16 protein-coding genes and 1 tRNA gene are annotated in these 17300 nt (G+C 42.4%); 4 read left to right on the top strand and 13 right to left on the bottom strand.

Translation table 11 applies throughout. From position 1 onward, the window contains the following. Window positions 1-123: 123 nt before the first annotated feature. Window positions 124-798 carry a response regulator transcription factor gene (locus IHE35_RS04620; RefSeq protein ID WP_242789499.1) on the top strand — a complete coding sequence of 225 codons (675 nt, stop codon included), beginning with the start codon at window positions 124-126 and terminating at the stop codon, window positions 796-798. A 74-nt stretch (window positions 799-872) separates the two neighbouring features. Beyond that, a complete protein-coding gene (locus IHE35_RS04615) occupies window positions 873-2627 on the top strand; it encodes an ATP-binding protein (protein WP_242789498.1) in 1755 nt (584 codons plus the stop codon). A gap of 202 nt (window positions 2628-2829) precedes the next feature. Here the strand turns inward: IHE35_RS04615 and IHE35_RS04610 are convergent, their stop codons facing one another. Genes IHE35_RS04610 through IHE35_RS04600 form a run of 3 tightly spaced genes read right to left on the bottom strand, consistent with a single transcriptional unit; the run spans window position 2830 to window position 4563 of the window. After that, window positions 2830-3726, bottom strand: a complete 897-nt coding sequence (locus tag IHE35_RS04610) for an MBL fold metallo-hydrolase (protein WP_242789497.1) — start codon at window positions 3724-3726, stop codon at window positions 2830-2832. Between the two features lie 2 nt (window positions 3727-3728). Continuing rightward, the gene (locus IHE35_RS04605; RefSeq protein WP_242789496.1) at window positions 3729-4145 is read right to left on the bottom strand and encodes a DUF6691 family protein; all 417 of its coding nucleotides are present in this window, start codon (window positions 4143-4145) and stop codon (window positions 3729-3731) included. Between the two features lies 1 nt (window position 4146). After that, window positions 4147-4563, bottom strand: a complete 417-nt coding sequence (locus IHE35_RS04600; protein ID WP_242789495.1) for a YeeE/YedE thiosulfate transporter family protein — start codon at window positions 4561-4563, stop codon at window positions 4147-4149. A 120-nt stretch (window positions 4564-4683) separates the two neighbouring features. Between IHE35_RS04600 and IHE35_RS04595 the strand changes: the two genes are divergently transcribed. Further along, on the top strand, window positions 4684-5004 hold the full coding sequence (locus tag IHE35_RS04595) for a metalloregulator ArsR/SmtB family transcription factor (RefSeq protein ID WP_242789494.1): 321 nt from the start codon (window positions 4684-4686) through the stop codon (window positions 5002-5004). Window positions 5005-5248: 244 nt separating this feature from the next. On the opposite strand, the gene IHE35_RS04590 is transcribed toward IHE35_RS04595, so the two are convergent. The 10 genes from IHE35_RS04590 to IHE35_RS04545 form a co-directional block, all read right to left on the bottom strand. Beyond that, window positions 5249-6595 (bottom strand): hypothetical protein, encoded by a 1347-nt coding sequence (locus IHE35_RS04590; protein WP_242789493.1) that lies wholly within the window; start codon window positions 6593-6595, stop codon window positions 5249-5251. A gap of 42 nt (window positions 6596-6637) precedes the next feature. After that, on the bottom strand, window positions 6638-6916 hold the full coding sequence (locus IHE35_RS04585; protein ID WP_242789492.1) for a hypothetical protein: 279 nt from the start codon (window positions 6914-6916) through the stop codon (window positions 6638-6640). Window positions 6917-7075: 159 nt separating this feature from the next. Beyond that, window positions 7076-7166, bottom strand: a tRNA-Ser gene (locus IHE35_RS04580). A gap of 87 nt (window positions 7167-7253) precedes the next feature. After that, entirely contained in the window at window positions 7254-9290 is a 2037-nt protein-coding gene (locus IHE35_RS04575) for an NADPH-dependent 2,4-dienoyl-CoA reductase (protein WP_242789491.1), read from the bottom strand. A gap of 107 nt (window positions 9291-9397) precedes the next feature. Further along, window positions 9398-9751 (bottom strand): hypothetical protein, encoded by a 354-nt coding sequence (locus IHE35_RS04570; RefSeq protein ID WP_242789490.1) that lies wholly within the window; start codon window positions 9749-9751, stop codon window positions 9398-9400. A 234-nt stretch (window positions 9752-9985) separates the two neighbouring features. After that, the gene (gene dld, locus IHE35_RS04565) at window positions 9986-11680 is read right to left on the bottom strand and encodes a D-lactate dehydrogenase (protein ID WP_242789489.1); all 1695 of its coding nucleotides are present in this window, start codon (window positions 11678-11680) and stop codon (window positions 9986-9988) included. 156 nt (window positions 11681-11836) lie between these two features. Continuing rightward, the gene (lldD, locus tag IHE35_RS04560; RefSeq protein ID WP_103800404.1) at window positions 11837-12991 is read right to left on the bottom strand and encodes an FMN-dependent L-lactate dehydrogenase LldD; all 1155 of its coding nucleotides are present in this window, start codon (window positions 12989-12991) and stop codon (window positions 11837-11839) included. 3 nt (window positions 12992-12994) lie between these two features. After that, a complete protein-coding gene (gene lldR / locus IHE35_RS04555; protein WP_004893693.1) occupies window positions 12995-13738 on the bottom strand; it encodes a transcriptional regulator LldR in 744 nt (247 codons plus the stop codon). A 21-nt stretch (window positions 13739-13759) separates the two neighbouring features. Continuing rightward, the gene (gene lldP, locus IHE35_RS04550) at window positions 13760-15421 is read right to left on the bottom strand and encodes an L-lactate permease (protein WP_180013902.1); all 1662 of its coding nucleotides are present in this window, start codon (window positions 15419-15421) and stop codon (window positions 13760-13762) included. A gap of 273 nt (window positions 15422-15694) precedes the next feature. Beyond that, window positions 15695-15865 carry a hypothetical protein gene (locus tag IHE35_RS04545; protein ID WP_242789488.1) on the bottom strand — a complete coding sequence of 57 codons (171 nt, stop codon included), beginning with the start codon at window positions 15863-15865 and terminating at the stop codon, window positions 15695-15697. Window positions 15866-15903: 38 nt separating this feature from the next. Between IHE35_RS04545 and argG the strand changes: the two genes are divergently transcribed. Then, complete coding sequence (gene argG, locus IHE35_RS04540) at window positions 15904-17259, top strand: argininosuccinate synthase (protein WP_242789956.1); 1356 nt, start codon at window positions 15904-15906, stop codon at window positions 17257-17259. Window positions 17260-17300: the final 41 nt, after the last annotated feature.

Here is a 17300-nt window from a genome sequence, read left to right as displayed (position 1 = left end):
TATATATAAAATTTAGGCTACATTAATAAAGCACCACAACGACTGAATTATAAATAGCATCCCTTTTTGCAGGCGTATGCTCTTTCATAAAATGCACTTTGATTTAAGGGAAATATCAATCTGATGCTGACGTACGACATGGAATTACCTGCCCCCATATTGGTTTTAGAAGATGATATCTTCATGCAACAACGGACTGAAAAACTGTTGCGAGAACTGGGCTATGCTTCCGACGTCATTTATTATGCACAGTCAGTTAAACAGGCGCTTACCTTCATTGATCAATATTCTTTTGCACTTGCCTTGATCGATCTCGGCTTACCGGATGGCTCCGGACTAGAAGTCATTCAAACTTTACACCACCTGAATGCAGAACTCCCGATTCTCGTCATTTCGACCTGCTGCACACAGGACATTATTCTTCAGGCTATCCATACAGGTGCAACAGGCTATTTTTTAAAAGAACGTGATGACTTTGAAATTTTGCTCTCCATACGTAATGTCATTCGGGGAGGTGCACCCATCGACCCCTTTATTGCACAGCAAATTCTGAAAAATATTTCTTTTGAATCTATAGAAAAGCATTCAAACCAAGAGCAAAATGATTTACTCTCTAAACGTGAGTATGAAATCTTAAATCTGGTCGCTCAGGGGATGAGTAATAGAGAGATTGCTGAAGCATTGTTTCTATCAAAATATACAATCGAATGTCATATCAAAAATATTTATCGCAAGCTTGGCGTGAGCAACAGGTCAAGAGCCATTCATACTGCACGCACTATGCGATTAATCTCTTAATTGTATGCCTGCTGTTTTTCTTCGCCTGCCAGTTGCATGCCCAACCCCTTGAGTTTCCTTCAGCATCATGTAAGGTGGACATTACAGAAAGCTTTATCGCCAAAGCAATTCCTAATAACCCTGTTGACCGACCAACAACAGGCTGGACAAAAGTTGAGCATTTTCCTGATTTCATTAATTCACACTGGAAAGATTACAGTGGTAATGCCTGGTATAAAATTCATTGGACCTATGACTGTAAAAATAAACCCGACTTCCCTCTAAGTCTTGTTATCAGTCATATCAATATGGCTGGGAAAGTCTATTTAAACGATGATTTAATTTGGAAAGATCAATCTTTAACTGAACCACTATCACGAAGCTGGAACATTCCACGTACTTGGCAAATTCCTATATCTGCTATTAAGGCAAAAGAAAATACGGTCTGGATATATGTAGCAAGTGCATCGATTCAGGAAGGTAATTTAGGTCATGTACATATTGGACCTTATGACCAGATGCAGCCACTTTATCAGGAGTATCAATTTAAACAAAAGACATTGATTGCAATAGGTTTTTTAATCGAGGTAATTATTGGCATTTTTTACTTTATGGTATGGATTATATACCGCAAGGAATCAGCATATCTCTGGATCAGTCTGGCTGTCTTGTTCTGGCTCGGCTATACCTCGTTCTTTCTGCTGTATTCAACTCCGCTCAGCAGTATTCAGGTCGACAGGCTGCTCGCCTGGCTATTTTCAACCTATACTCTGATCTCCTGTGTTTCAATCTGGCGCTTTGCTAATCTGAAATTTCCTAGAATTGAAAAACTGCTTTTGTATATTTTTCTTCTTGTCACTACTGTACTCGCTGTTATTCCAGATGAATATTTAAAACAAACCATTCAGTTCTTATTCATCCTTAATATGATTATTTTCTTATTAGAAAATGCCACCTATCCATTTTTAACTTATAAATCTAAACAGATTGAAGTGTATTTAATGGCAGGATTACATGCATTTTTTGTTCCAGTTGCGATTCATGATGCTTATCAAATCCTGACTTATCAAAATGAATTCTGGTCACCTTTTATTTCACCATTTAGTGCTTTATTCTTAGGGCTTTTACTAGGTCTGCGTTTATATCGCAACAACAAAGTGATTTCACAATTTAATAAAACTTTAAAAGATGAAATTGATAATGTGACTCAAAAACTCAGTTCTTCTTTAAATTCTCAATACCAATTAGCTCTAGAAAACACGCGTCTTCAAGAACGCGTTAATTTATCTCGTGATTTACACGATGGTATTGGTGGTTCTATTGTTCGTTCAATTGAACTGGTTAGCCGTAATGATCATTTAGAGAAAGAAAAATTTTTATCGATTTTAAAATTATTAAGTAATGATTTACGCCAGATTATTGATCATGGTTCAAGTCTGGATGCAAAAATACCTGATAGTCCAATATTATGGGTAGCGCCAACCCGTCATCGCTTTATGGAGATTTTTGATGAGTTGCACATTGCTGCACATTGGCAAATACCAGATAAATGGAATACATCACCCACACCTCTGCAATGTTTAACCCTGACACGTATCCTTGAAGAAGCACTGACCAATATTATTAAACATAGTCAGGCAAACGAGATTAGGATCGGGCTTGAACAGGCAGAGCAGACATTAATCCTGAACATTCAGGATAATGGTGTCGGTTTTGATCCTGAATGTATTATAGAAGCCAAGCATATAGGGCTACAAAGTATGAAAATACGTGCTCAACGTGCGAATGGTACACTGAATATCCGATCCTCAGAGCAGGGCACGCATATTCAAGTCGTGTTAAGTTCTTAAAATTATTTATTATCGTTAAATACTTATTTTAATATATCAAGACTAAGCTGCTCTTCCCTCCCAGATGCTCAAATGCAGTGTTGCACAGAATGAAGTGAAGCATAGAAAGGGAATAAATGAGCTGGCATTTCACTTATATAATCATGTCTTATAAACAGCAAAGCCCTGTAGTTACAGGGCTCACGGAAGAAACAGCTCAAAATTATTTAAAATAATTCAATGGCAATTTCAAATAAGACACACCATTGGCTTCAGGTTCAGGAAATTGCCCTGCTTTCATATTGATCTGGATTGCCGGCAGAATCAGTTTAGGCATATTTAAAGTAGCATCACGCTGATGACGCATTTCAACAAACTCTGCTTTACTGGTGCCTTCGTGGATATGAATATTCTGGGTTTTCTGGGTTTGTACATCTGTTTCACAGACATAGTCATGACGTGTTGCAGGCAGGTAGTCATGACACAAGAACATCCGAGTTTCAGGCGGAAGCTGATACAGTGACTGTACCGAATCGAATAAGGTCGATGCACTACCACGCGGGAAATCACAACGTGCTGTACCATAGTCCGGCATAAACAGGGTATCCCCCACAAATACTGCATCCCCGATTACATAGCTGAGACAGGCCGGTGTATGCCCTGGCGTAGGAATGTTATAGGCATCCAGTTCACCAATCTTGAAATGCTCATGGTCTTCAAACAGGTAGTCAAATGGCTGCAGGGCATTAAACTGTTTCATGTCCAGATGATAAATTGCACCAAAGGTTTCCTGTACCACAGAAATCTTCTGGCTCATGGCAATTTTACCGCCCAGTTCTGCCTTGAGATATTGCGCTGCTGTCAGATGATCGGCATGGACATGAGTTTCCAGAATCCACTCAACAGTTAAATTTTGTACCTTAACATAGGCAATTATATGATCTGCATGTGTAGTCGATGTGCTGGCCGAGGCCGCATCATAATCCAGGACGCTGTCAATAATGGCACAATATCCGGTCGCAGGATCACTCACCACATAACTGAAGGTATTGGTGTTTTCTTCAAAGAAATCTTGCACAACCGGTTGTTGTACCTGTTTTTCCATTGAAATGTCTTGCATAGTTAAGCTCCTGACCATTTACGGTGAATCCATACACCCACCAGCATTGCTACAATAAAATATAACACTTGATAGTGGCCCAAACCGATCAAGGTGAAACTTGGTGCCGGACAGATGCCCGCAACACCCCAACCTGCACCAAATAAAACCGCACCGGTAATCAGTTTCTTATCTATCTGATTATTTTTAGGCAAATCAATAGGCTCATTAAATACTGTTTTCGGTTGAGCCGAACGTACCGCTTTCTGGAAAGGAATAAAGGCCACCGCAATCGCGCCCATCATCACAAAGGCCAGACTTGCATCCCAATCACCAAATAGATCCAGAAAGTCGAGTACTTTTTCAGGATTGGACATGCCCGACACCATCAGACCCACAGAGAACAGTGCACCAAATAAAAAGGCAAACACATTTTTCATTTTAGAATACTCCTGTGATATGACGGATAATATAAACGGTGACAAAACCTGCAAACATAAAAGTCATGGTCGCCATAATAGAACGTTTAGACAGGCGACTGATGCCACAAATTCCGTGACCACTGGTACAGCCCGAACCTAAACGTGTCCCAAAGCCCACCAGCAAACCTGCCATAATCATCATCAGTGGGCTGGCATTCAATTCAATTTCAGGTTGTACAAACAGACCATAAATAAACGGTGTGATGATCAAGCCTGATAAAAACCAGATCGCAGGCGTTTTAAATACGGTTTTTGGGTTTAATACCTGCCCAACCAAACCACTGATTCCTGCGATACGGCCATTGACGTAAAGATAGCCGACCACCGAAAGTCCGAGCATTAAGCCGCCAATAAATGCGATGAGGAAGTCATGCATGATGAATTAACCCCTATACAATATACTTTTTTATATTATATAATAAAAAATAATAATCAAACAGTTTTATGGTAAATTGTGTAAACTGCACGGGCTACATCAAAGGTTTCGAGGACATTTATGGATATGATTGCTGCAAATGCCAAAATTGATTTTTCACAGGTCGATTTCGTCAGCCAATCCCTAAAAGTTTTGGCCAATCCTGACCGTCTGAAAATTTTATGTGTCCTGGTCGACAGGGAAATGAATGTTCAGGAAATTGAAGAATCCACTGATATTCATCAACCTACACTTTCACAACAGTTGACTGTACTGCGCAAGGCCAACATGGTCGGCACCCGACGTGAGGGTAAACAGATTTTCTATCGTCTGAGTGATCCCAAGGTCTTGAGCCTGATGCAAAAGCTGTACGAGCTGTATTGCGCCTACCCCTCCTCTTAGTGCAGCCAAAAAGAAATGATCAGATGCAGTCCGCTAACTGCGGTCATACCGATAATAGCTAAGGTATTAAAAGACTTTCAAAAGCGTTTAGCTAAAGTCGAAACCCATAGAAAGAATAAAGCGACTATCTCTCAATCAGTAGCCGCTTTTCCACTTATGTTGTCTTATAATGAACTGGAAGGGAAACGATTGCTGTACCACATCAACAAAAACTAATTGATGATACTAGGCAATAACTGTATTACTAAGATTTACTAATTTTAAAAAGCATTCCCACAGGGGACTGATGTATTTCCTTGTTTTGTTGAATCAAATTTTGAAATCTGTGAGGTATTTCTTTTAGCTTAGGTGCATCAAGAAATTGATTTGCCACTAATGCAGCCACTCCCCATGCAGGTGTACCAGTCAAAGCAGCACTAATTTCAATCCCGCCCATTACAATCCAAGAACCAATATCATGTCCAGCAAATTTCCAATTTTTAGCTTTTAACTCATCCAGTTTTTTTCTATGATTTTCAAAACTGTTTTCAATATTTTCTAAAATTTGATCCCTTGTTCTAAAAGAATTCGTGGGGTTAGTATGAACTAACTCTTGAATATTGTTACCCAAAATATTTCTAATTTCTTCAAGTGCTCCTTGTTTTCTAAGTTCCAATAAAGATTCCGAAGGAATATTACCGAGCCAAGGCAAATCTGTTTGAGATAAATCTGTTAAGCCTTTAAGAATATGAAGATCTCCCGAATGATAGTATTCTTGAGCTTGACCAGCATCATACTCCAACTTCCAATTTAAGAACCTCCAAGATGTTTCCACATCCATGATAGGGGTTCCTGATAATTGTCTTGCTTTAAGCAAAAGCTCATTACTTACACTCATTCTTCCAAGAGCTTGATTGAAAATTAATAACCCTGGCTCTCCTCTACCAATTGCTTTCATTTCATCAGAACCTAATGCCCTGTTAAATTGTGTATGCAATGGTTCTTTCCATTCACTATCAAATAGCACTCTATTTGGATCTTTGATTTCCTTAATTGTATTTTCAACAGTATCCAAACTTATGCAGAACTCTGTAAACTCATCAATACTCTCAAACTTTCTACCGAATATTTTTTCTGCATGTATTAGTGCATCAAGATTAGCTATATGATTAAGAAAGTCTCTACCATTATCTTCCAAATTAGGCATGTCAGGTAAGATAGGCTTACCATTCTCAACACATGCTAAATCCCTGTATTTTAGAATATTCATAGCATGTTTGATTAAGTAATAAACTTTTCTATCATCAGGATAATGTTCAAAAACAATTTTTGATCGTACAAAAGGATCAGGTAGCACAATAGTATCTGAATAAATCCCACATTTTGATGCTATATTTTCATCATGAGCAGGAAATAAATCTCCACCATACACCCCTGTTATTTGTTCATGACTATCTTCCATATGCCAATAAGCAATATCGCCTACATTCCTCCAAAATTCATAAATAGCTTCAAGAAAATCGGGAAGTTGCTTAATAATTGAATTTACGAAGCTTGGTTTACTGGATAAGAATTCGGCAATATAACCTGGTGTTACATTTGCTTTTAACATCTGCTGATAAAAATGATCAAAATTAGTAAAAATAAAGTCGAATTATAAATTTTGTATTTCAAATAAAGAATATTTCTTTTTTAACTCATCTCTTGTATCTAATTGTTCCACTACCAATGCCATTGATCTAATACTGGCAACTACCGATTCCAGTATGATTTCTCCTTTATCATCATATCTAATATTACTCAGACTTTTTGTTACGGAGTCTCTTAGATGTTCTGCGACGTGAATTTTTCCAGCTTCAAGATTTTTTTGTAGAATTTTCAACCTTTCTTTAAGCCTAGTTCTATATTCTTCCTGTTCTGGAATACCCATCATTAAGGTGCTCTTTTTAATGTAAATTATTTATATAGATAGAGGTGAAATAGATGATTTCAATAAGTTAAATATACTTTTTATTGTTTACTATAGGCTTACGTTGCATAAACTCCAAAAACAACAAAGCCCTGACAATGTCAGGGCTCAGTGCTTGTAATTTGGCGGAAGCGGTGAGATTCGAACTCACGGAGGGGTATAAGCCCTCGTCGGTTTTCAAGACCGGTGCATTAAACCGCTCTGCCACGCTTCCATGTGCGCCATCATACGGAGCTTTTTCTCAACTGACAAGTGAAAATTACAGTGAATGCAATCAACTGCATATAGTTTCATCAAATCCTTACAATCTGGCTGCCAATTCAGCACCTTCACGAATCGCACGTTTCGCATCCAGCTCTGCCGCCAGTTTAGCACCGCCAATAATATGATACTTGGCTATAGTTTTTTGACCTTCAACAGGCATGATTTCTTTCACTGATTCCTGACCGGCACATACCACGATAGTATCTACGCGTAGCAATTGGTCATGTCCATCCACTTCAATCCATAAACCTTCATCTGATACAGATTTGTACTGCACACCACGCAACATACGTACACCATGCTTTTTCAATTGTGCACGATGTACCCAGCCTGTAGTTTTACCCAGACCCGCACCGAGTGGTGTCGTTTTACGTTGTAGTAGGTAAATTTCCCGGACAGGTGCCTCAACCTCCGCAGGTTGCATACCACCTTCAGTCACATAATTTGGATTTGGATCTACACCCCATTCGCGCTTCCATTCATCTACAGGCATTGGCTGGGGTTGCAATGGGGGTTTTAGTAAAAATTCAGATACATCAAAGCCAATTCCACCTGCACCAATTACAGCAACTCGATCACCAACAGAGGCCCCATTCAATACTTCGCTATAGGACAGTACCTGTGGCGCATCACTACCAGGAATCTTCAAAGCCCGTGGTACTACACCAGTCGCCACAATGACTTCATTAAAACCTTCTCGTTCTAACTGTTCACGATTGACCTTGGTATTCAGACGTAATTCAACACCTGTTTTTTCTATTTGCACCTTAAAATAACGAATGGTTTCGTGAAATTCTTCTTTACCTGGCACTACTTTGGCCAGGTTGAACTGACCACCGACATCGTTCGTGGCTTCGAATAGGGTCACCTCATGACCACGTCCGGCAGCAACTGTTGCTGCTGACATGCCTGCAACTCCACCACCCACAACGGCGATCCGTTTCGGTTTTTTGGTTTTGACATAAACCAATTCAGTTTCATATCCGGCACGCGGATTCACTAAACAGGTAGCACGCTTGTTTTTAAAAGTATGGTCCAGACAAGCCTGGTTGCAGGCGATACAGGTATTGATTTCATCAACACGGTTGGTCGCTGTTTTGTTGACCCAGAAAGCATCTGCCAGTAAAGGGCGTGCCATTTGCACCATGTCCGCCTGACCTGATGCCAGAATTTCTTCTGCAGTATCTGGCATATTAATCCGGTTAGAGGCAATCACCGGAACAGTGACATTTTTCTTCACTTCCGCCGTGTAATCGACAAAAGCGGCACGTGGTACAGAAGTGACAATAGTTGGGATACGTGCTTCATGCCAGCCGATCCCAGTATTGAGTAAAGTAATTCCGGCCTTCTCTAATGCTTTAGCGACGGTAATGACTTCCTGCATGGTATTGCCATCATGCACCAGATCCAGTAAAGACAGACGGAAGCAGATAATAAATTTTTCACCAATCTCAGCCCGAATCGCTTTGACAATTTCCACCGCAAAACGCATCCGGTTTTCGATCGAACCACCCCAGCGATCACGACGCTGATTAACATGACGACTCAGGAACTGGTTAATCAGGTAACCTTCTGAACCCATGATTTCCACACCATCATAGCCGGCTTTTTTTGCCAGACTTGCGGTTTTTACGTAGTCCTGAATGGTATCCAGAATCTGTTTTTCTGAAAGCTGGCGTGGCTTAAAGGGAGAAATCGGGGATTTAATTGGACTTGCTGAGACCACAAAAGGTTGATAGCCATAACGACCCGCATGCAGGATTTGCAACAGGATTTTAGCACCATGTTTATGCACCGCATGTGTTACCAGTCGATGTGGGGCAATATCCCCTAAGGTATTCATGGTCCCACCTGCAGGCAGCAACCAGCCCTGACGGTTTGGAGAAATGCCACCCGTAATGAGTAGACCTACCCCACCTTTGGCACGCTCGCCAAAATAAGCCGCCAGCTTGGGATAATTATAGAAACGATCCTCCAGCCCGGTATGCATTGAACCCATCACCACCCGGTTTTTGATCGTGGTAAATCCCAGATGAAGCGGTTTTAAGATATTTGCATAACGAGTCGTTGTCATGGCTATTCCCTTTCATTATGGCTTTGCAACTTGTTGCATATTACTCTAGCGTGTTTTTTATTTTTGTTTATGGCATTTTCATAAAATTATCGCTTTCTCAGGTCAATTCAGGCTTTCCACTGCTTCGTCGAACTTTTCCATAATGCAATTGCACCAAGCACAGTTCCCACAGGAAAGCTGAACAGCATCAGCACCGCCATAATCCGGGAGAGTGTGCGTCCCTCGCCCTGACCTTTTTTAACTTTCAGGGCTGCCTGAATATTGAAATAGATCAATACCAGCATTAACAGAATGACAAATCCAAGGCTAATGGTTGAAGCGGTTCTTTGCTGAAATTCAAGATAAAGAAATACTGCACCACTAAAGATCAACAGGCCGGCATAAATGCCATGTAATACAGACAAAGTCTGATTACGCTCATGCAGTCGTGGCAGCTGTGGCGGGGTGATACTTGAATTCATAAGAGACTCCTAAAAAATTGTTATTGTTGATTTTATCGTATCAGGATCAAATAATGATTTCTAATTGGCATATTAAAACCCAAGACTGGATCTAAATCAGTAGTTTTTCGATCTATGGCAACATCCGTACAACCTGTATTTTTCCAATGTTTTATAGATAAAAAAATGCAGTGCGAGCACTGCATGAGATAGGCCAGATCATATTATTATTGTTGTTATTCCCAGTTTTTCTGCTTATTTCCAGTATTTCAGCTTTGAGCTATGCCCAATACCGACATTAAAACTATTGGTCGGGTCCAGCTTCTGGTAATGGTTTTTTAATGCCGGTTTGGCAATGTAGAGATGTCCTACATTATGTTCAGCCGGATATTCCGCACCACGATCATCCAGCAGCTTCCACATGGCATGTTCCATTTTCAGCGGATTAACCCCTTTTTTCACGATATAATCCTGATGAAATACATGGCACAGGAAGTGACCATAATAAAGTTTATGTAAGATCTGCTCTTCCATCTCCTGTGGCAGAGTTTCTACCCATTGGCGGTCATTCCGACGCAGCGCAATATCCAGCGCCACAATATCTTCCACTTCACTTAAATGGGTATCACGGTAACGAATTGCTGCACCTGCTACGGCAAAACGGTGCAGAAATGCCTTACGTCCTTCATCTTCGGTACAGAGAAAATAGTTCCCGTCAGGATGGGCCTTAAAGTACCCTTCAAAGAATGCCTGTACCTGTGCCACATCCTGATTTTCAATTCTGAGAATCAGATGATGCTCATACAGATCACGGTACTCATTCATGCGTTTTGGCAAATGTGATGGCAGCATTTTACTGATCATTTGCAGAATTTTGTCGCTTAAGCCACGTAGCCCCAGTTTCTGCAATATTCCATCAACCTTGTCTTTCATGGCAAATGCGGCAGGCACTTTGGCAGTACCAAATTTTTCAATGAACATAAAAGTGTCTTTGCCATATTCCGCACCGATGTCATAAGCCACACGGTGAATATATTCTCCAGCAATCGGTAGACGCGGTAGATCTTTGAGCAGAAAACGACGGATTTCCGTCAGGTCCTCCTGCGAGTTAGTGCCGACATAGAACACCTGGCTTGGAATCTTTTCAAAAGTATCCAGACGCACGGCAAATACGCAAACTTTACCAGCAGAACCAGAGGCTTCAAACAGACGACTTGGATCGGCATTGAAGCGTGCCGGAGTATCAGCATCGACCTGACGCACATCCTGACTATAACGATGATCGGAAGCACAGCGATGTTCCTGCTGCTGGATATCCTGCTCATTATATTGTTTCTGTTCCAGATTTTTTAGGATCTCTTCCGGACTGTGACCCAGATGGATACCGAGATGATTCACCAGCTCCAGTTCGCCATGTTCATTCACACGCGCATACAATGCCAGTTCAGTATAGGCCGGCCCCCGGCGAACCAAGGCTCCACCGGAGTTATTGCATACGCCACCCAGCACCGAAGCACCGATACAGGATGAACCAATCACCGAATGCGGTTCACGGTTAAATGGCACTAGCTGTTTTTCCAGTGCATCAAGTGTTGCACCCGGCAAACAGACAACCTGTTTGCCTTTCTGGATCACCTGAATGCCTGCCAGACGGCGAGTACTTATCACGATCACTGGACGGTCATATTCACCAAACGGCGTTGAACCACCAGTTAAACCGGTATTGGCTGCCTGCATAATCACGATACAGTCTGCGGCAACAGCAATTTGCAATACTTGCCATTGTTCCAGTAATGAACCTGGAGTGACGACTGCAAACACCTCACCTGAACCATAACGTCGGCCTTGCCGATACAGACGAGTATCGTTATCGTTCGTCAATACATGTCGCTGGCCGACCACAGCGACCAGATTGTTTAAGGTCGCAGTAGCGTCAAATGAGTTTTGCATAGTAGAGCCCCGTTTCATTTTTATGGCTATCTTTTTATAAAATCAGCCATAAGCATGTTTTGGATTTTTAATCTTGAATAGATGAAATAGCCGTAATTCTGTTGTTCCGAATTGCTCTAGGATGACCACGATTTAGAGTGGTCATCCTGATTGGTTTTATTGTGAAATTTCGCGATCGAGCTTTACCAGACAATCCTGTGTAATGTCAGCAATGGTCTTGGCACCTGTTAAGGTCATGGCAACACGCATTTCCTTGTCAATCAGATCAAGAAGGTTGCTGACACCTGCCCCGCCTGCAGCACCCAGTGCATAAACGAAGGCCCGACCGAGCATACAGGTGTCCGCACCCATTGCCAGCATACGCACCACATCCAGACCATTACGGATACCAGAGTCGACCAGAATTTTCAGTTCACCTTTTACCGCATCAGCAATTGGTGGCAAGGCACGTGTGGTAGATAACACACCATCTAACTGACGACCACCATGGTTGGATACTACAATGCCATCCGCACCGAAACGTACAGCATCTTTAGCATCTTCAGGATCCAGAATCCCTTTGATCACCATCGGACCATCCCAATAGTCACGGATCCATTCCAGATCTTTCCAGGAAATAGACGGATCAAAATTGGCACCCAACCAGCCGATATAATCTTCAAGGCCTGTCGGTTTACCGAGGTATTTCGAGATATTGCCCAAGTCGTGTGGACGACCCATTAAGCCGACATTCCAGGCCCAGTGCGGATGCATGCAAGATTGCATATAACGGCGCATCGCTGCATTTGGTCCACTCATGCCGGAATGCGCATCACGGTAACGTGCACCCGGCACTGGCATATCCACGGTAAAGACCAGCGTTGAACAGCCAGCCGCCTTGGCACGTTCCAAGGCATTTTTCATAAAGCCACGGTCACGCAGGACATAGAGCTGGAACCACATTGGGCGCTGGATCGCTGGTGCCACTTCTTCAATTGGACACACAGATACCGTCGACAAAGTGAATGGAATCCCTTTTTGGTCTGCCGCAACTGCTGCCTGCACTTCCCCACGGCGTGCATACATACCGGTCAAGCCTACAGGTGACAAGGCCACCGGCATCGAAAGGGTTTCATCAAATAATTTAGTTTCCAGATTTAGTGCTGACATGTCATTCAAGACACGTTGACGCAGCGCTACTTTTGATAAATCTTCTACATTGCGTTTCAGCGTGTATTCTGCATAAGCCCCACCATCAATATAATGAAACAGGAATGGTGGAAGACGACGTCGTGCGGCTTCACGGTAATCATTTGCAGAAGAGATAATCATAATTTAGATCCTGTTTAATCGGCTCATACGCTGCTGACGGGCTTCATCCTCATCAATCGTGCGTACTTGCTGAATGACAAACTCAATGTGTCCACAAACTGCCTGACGTGCAGCTTCTGGATCTTGACGCTCAATTGCGGCCATCACCTTAAAGTGCTGGTCCTGCAACTGATCAAAACGGTGGGCCTCGGAATAGACCTTGCGTCGTCCGAGTACCACATTAAATTGCAGCAGGTCGAACAGACTGCGCATCAACTGGATCAGCACCACATTATGCGATGCCTCGGCAATCGCAAGATGAAAACGGGCATCCGCGCGAGCTGCCTCATCGTCATCACCCAACAGCTGATAATGTGCAATCTGGTCATAACACTGTCTGATTTTTTTTATATCATCGGGTGTGGCTCGCTGTGCTGCATACCAGGCTGTACCGCCCTCCAGAATCAGACGAGACTCCTGAACATCAAAACGGTATTCAGGATCGACATCCATCAGGTCACTTAAAGGCTGCACAATATGATGCTGTGACCAGTGATTCGGCAGTTCCTGCAAATAAGTACCGGCACCAACACGGCTCACCAGCATGCCCTGGCTAACCAGATGCTGCAGCGCTTCTCGCAACGAAGAGCGCGACACGCCTAACTGCTCACATAATTTACGTTCTGCGGGCAAACGGTCCCCGACCTGCATATGATTTTTTTCAATCAGACTACGCAGACTTTGTACGACTTTATCAGAGACTTTCATTGCACCGCCCTCAGTATGGTGTTATGGAATCATCCATGGGAACACATAAGCTTGTAAGGTGATAATGATACCGATCATCACCGTGAAGGTGATACTGTGTTTTACGGTAAAGCGGAATAAATCCGATTCTTTACCGACAAGACCTACTGCGGCACAGGCAATTGCAATCGATTGTGGTGAAATCATTTTACCGGTTACACCACCGCTGGTATTCGCTGCCACCAGCAATACTTCAGGTACACCGATCTGCTGAGCCGTGGTTGCCTGTAAAGCCGAGAACAATGCGTTTGCTGAAGTATCAGACCCTGTCAGGAATACACCGACCCAACCCAGGAATGGCGAGAAGAATGTGAAGGCTTGTCCAGTATGTGCCAAGGCTAACGCCAAGGTTGCCGATAAGCCTGAGTAATTGGCAATAAAAGCAAACGCCAATACCATACCAATTGAGTAAATTGGTGTTTTCAGTTCATTTACCGTTTCCGCAAAGGTCGCCACAGCCTCTTTCGGTTTCATTTTTAAGTAAATGATGGTGATGATTGCAGCGATCATGATCGCTGTACCCGTCGCCGATAACCAGTCAAATTTATAGATCGCGTCGTAATCTTTCGCTTCAGCGACCACCGGCGGCAACTTTTGGATCATTTGATGCAGGAAAGGCACTTTAATGGAAATTACTAAATCACTTAAAGCCCCATCTTTGGCAAACAGATCTTTAAAGGGTTTGATGCTCCATAAAGTTACCATGGCAGTCAGTACCGCAAATGGCGACCATGCTTTAATAATTTGACCGATGCTATATTTTTGCTGGCTTGCCAAAGCAATATTGCTATCGACCTGTTGTTCATTATCAAAACGGAAAATATGTTTTGGCTGCCAGAACTTGAGTAATACCGTTAAGCTCACCAAAGATGCAATCGCTGCAGTGATATCGGGTAATTCAGGACCCACATAGTTAGCAGTCAGGAACTGCGCCAGGGCAAAAGAACCACCACCGACTAAAATTGCAGGCCAGGTTTCTTTCACACCACGCCAGCCATCCATGATTGCCATAATCCACACCAGTACAATGGGTACCATGATTGGCAATTGACGTCCTACCATCTGGCTGATTTCCATGGTGTCTACGCCTGATACCTGACCAGCGACAATAATCGGAATTCCCATCGCACCAAAAGCCACAGGTGCAGTATTCACAATCAGACATAAACCCGCAGCATACAGCGGTTTAAATCCAAGACCTACTAATAATGCAGCAGTAATCGCAACCGGTGCGCCAAAGCCTGCAGCACCTTCCAAGAAAGTACCAAAAGCGAAGCCGACCAATAACATTTGTAAACGCTGGTCTTCGGTTAATGACAGGATCGATGAGCGAATAATGTCAAATTGACCGGTCTTCACTGAAATCTTGTAAAGGAATACGGCGCCAATAATAATCCAGGCAATCGGCCACAAGCCGTAGAAGAACCCATAGACCATGGAAGCCAATGCCATAGTGACTGGCATTTTGTAGAGAAACATTGACACCAGAAATGCCAAAGCCACAGTAATCGTTCCTGCTACACTGCCCTTCATTCTGAAAACAGCAAGAGCAAGGAAAAAGAATACGATTGGGATGAGGGCGATCGCGCTGGAAATCCAGATATTTCCGATTGGATCGTAAATTTGTTGCCACTGTTGAAGCATTCTCTACTCCTTGAAATGCTTGTTTGTTATTTCATTACAGGACATGTCCAAAAGATTATTGGTATGACCAATTTAGAATTAAGCAGACCAATATCAGTCTTTTAGGTAGCTAAATTAATAAAATATTTAAAATACCGCAATAGTTAAATCATTAAAATATAATTGGTATGACCAATTTTATATATTAAAAGATGAGATTCAATATGAGCGAAAGCTAAGCAACATCCGGTATTTAACAAGTCGAGAGAAGCAAAGGTTGAGATAAAATGAAGCCTATAGAACTTTAGTCTTAGCCCGCTTTAAAACCCTGGATTTGGCCAATTCAAGGCCATTTTTGATAGCTCTCTTTGCATTAGATTGTTTATTTTTTTGTCTATTTTTTAGATTTTGCATTTTTTTTGCGAAAACTTGCCATTTGAAAGGTGTTACAATATCTGCATTCAAAATTCTCCTTGGCCACCAATATAAGTGGTGCCTATATTATTTTAGGATTAACAATGTCTGATAATGCAACTATCTTACAGAATGTACCTGTAGGCAAAAAAGTTGGTATTGCCTTCTCTGGTGGTCTAGATACTTCAGCTGCACTTTTGTGGATGAAACAAAAAGGCGCTGAGCCATATGCATATACTGCAAACTTGGGTCAGCCTGATGAAGATGATTACGATGCAATTCCAAAGAAAGCTGAAGCGTATGGGGCAGTGAAAGCACGTCTAATCGACTGCCGTTTACAGCTTGCATTAGAAGGTATTGCTGCAATTCAATGTGGCGCGTTCCACATCTCGACTGGTGGTGTCCCTTACTTCAACACGACTCCATTGGGTCGTGCAGTAACAGGTACGATGCTTGTTACAGCAATGAAAGAAGATGACGTAAACATCTGGGGCGATGGTTCTACGTACAAAGGTAACGACATCGAGCGTTTCTACCGTTATGGTTTGTTGACCAACCCTGCGCTTAAAATCTATAAGCCTTGGTTAGACCAAACCTTTATTGACGAATTAGGCGGCCGTGCAGAAATGTCACAGTTCCTGATCGACAACGGTTTTGACTACAAAATGTCAAAAGAAAAAGCATATTCAACTGACTCAAACATGCTTGGCGCGACTCACGAAGCGAAAGATCTTGAATACCTCAATGCGGGTATCAAAATCGTTGATCCAATCATGGGCGTTGCGTTCTGGAAAGACGACGTTGAAATCGCACCTGAAGAAGTATCGATTACTTTTGAAGAAGGCTTCCCTGTTGCAATCAACGGTCAACGTATCGAAGATCCAGTTGAGTTCATTCTTGAAGCGAACCGTATCGGTGGTCGTCATGGTCTAGGTATGTCGGATCAAATCGAAAACCGTATCATCGAAGCGAAATCTCGTGGTATCTACGAAGCTCCGGGTATGGCACTTCTTCACATCGCTTACGAGCGTCTTGTGACAGGTATTCATAACGAAGATACGATTGAACAATACCGCATCAACGGTTTACGTTTAGGTCGTCTGCTTTACCAAGGTCGTTGGTTCGACTCTCAAGCGCTTATGCTTCGTGAAACTGCCCAGCGTTGGGTTGCTAAAGCAATCACAGGTACTGTGACTTTAGAACTTCGTCGTGGTAATGACTACACGATCATGAACACTGAATCTGAAAACCTGACTTACGAAGCTGAACGCTTGACAATGGAAAAAGGTGATTCAATGTTCTCTCCAATGGACCGTATTGGTCAATTGACGATGCGTAATCTGGACATTACAGATACACGTGCAAAATTGGGTATCTACACTCAGTCTGGTTTACTTGCAGTCGGTACAGCTTCTGCTGTTCCACAACTAAAAGACAAAAACTAATTTTTATCTGATTAAAAACCGCTCAAATGAGCGGTTTTTTT

The sequence above is a fragment of the Acinetobacter sp. ASP199 genome, assembly GCF_022700675.1.
Lineage (GTDB): Bacteria > Pseudomonadota > Gammaproteobacteria > Pseudomonadales > Moraxellaceae > Acinetobacter.
This window is presented reverse-complemented; position numbering and strand designations above follow the sequence as displayed.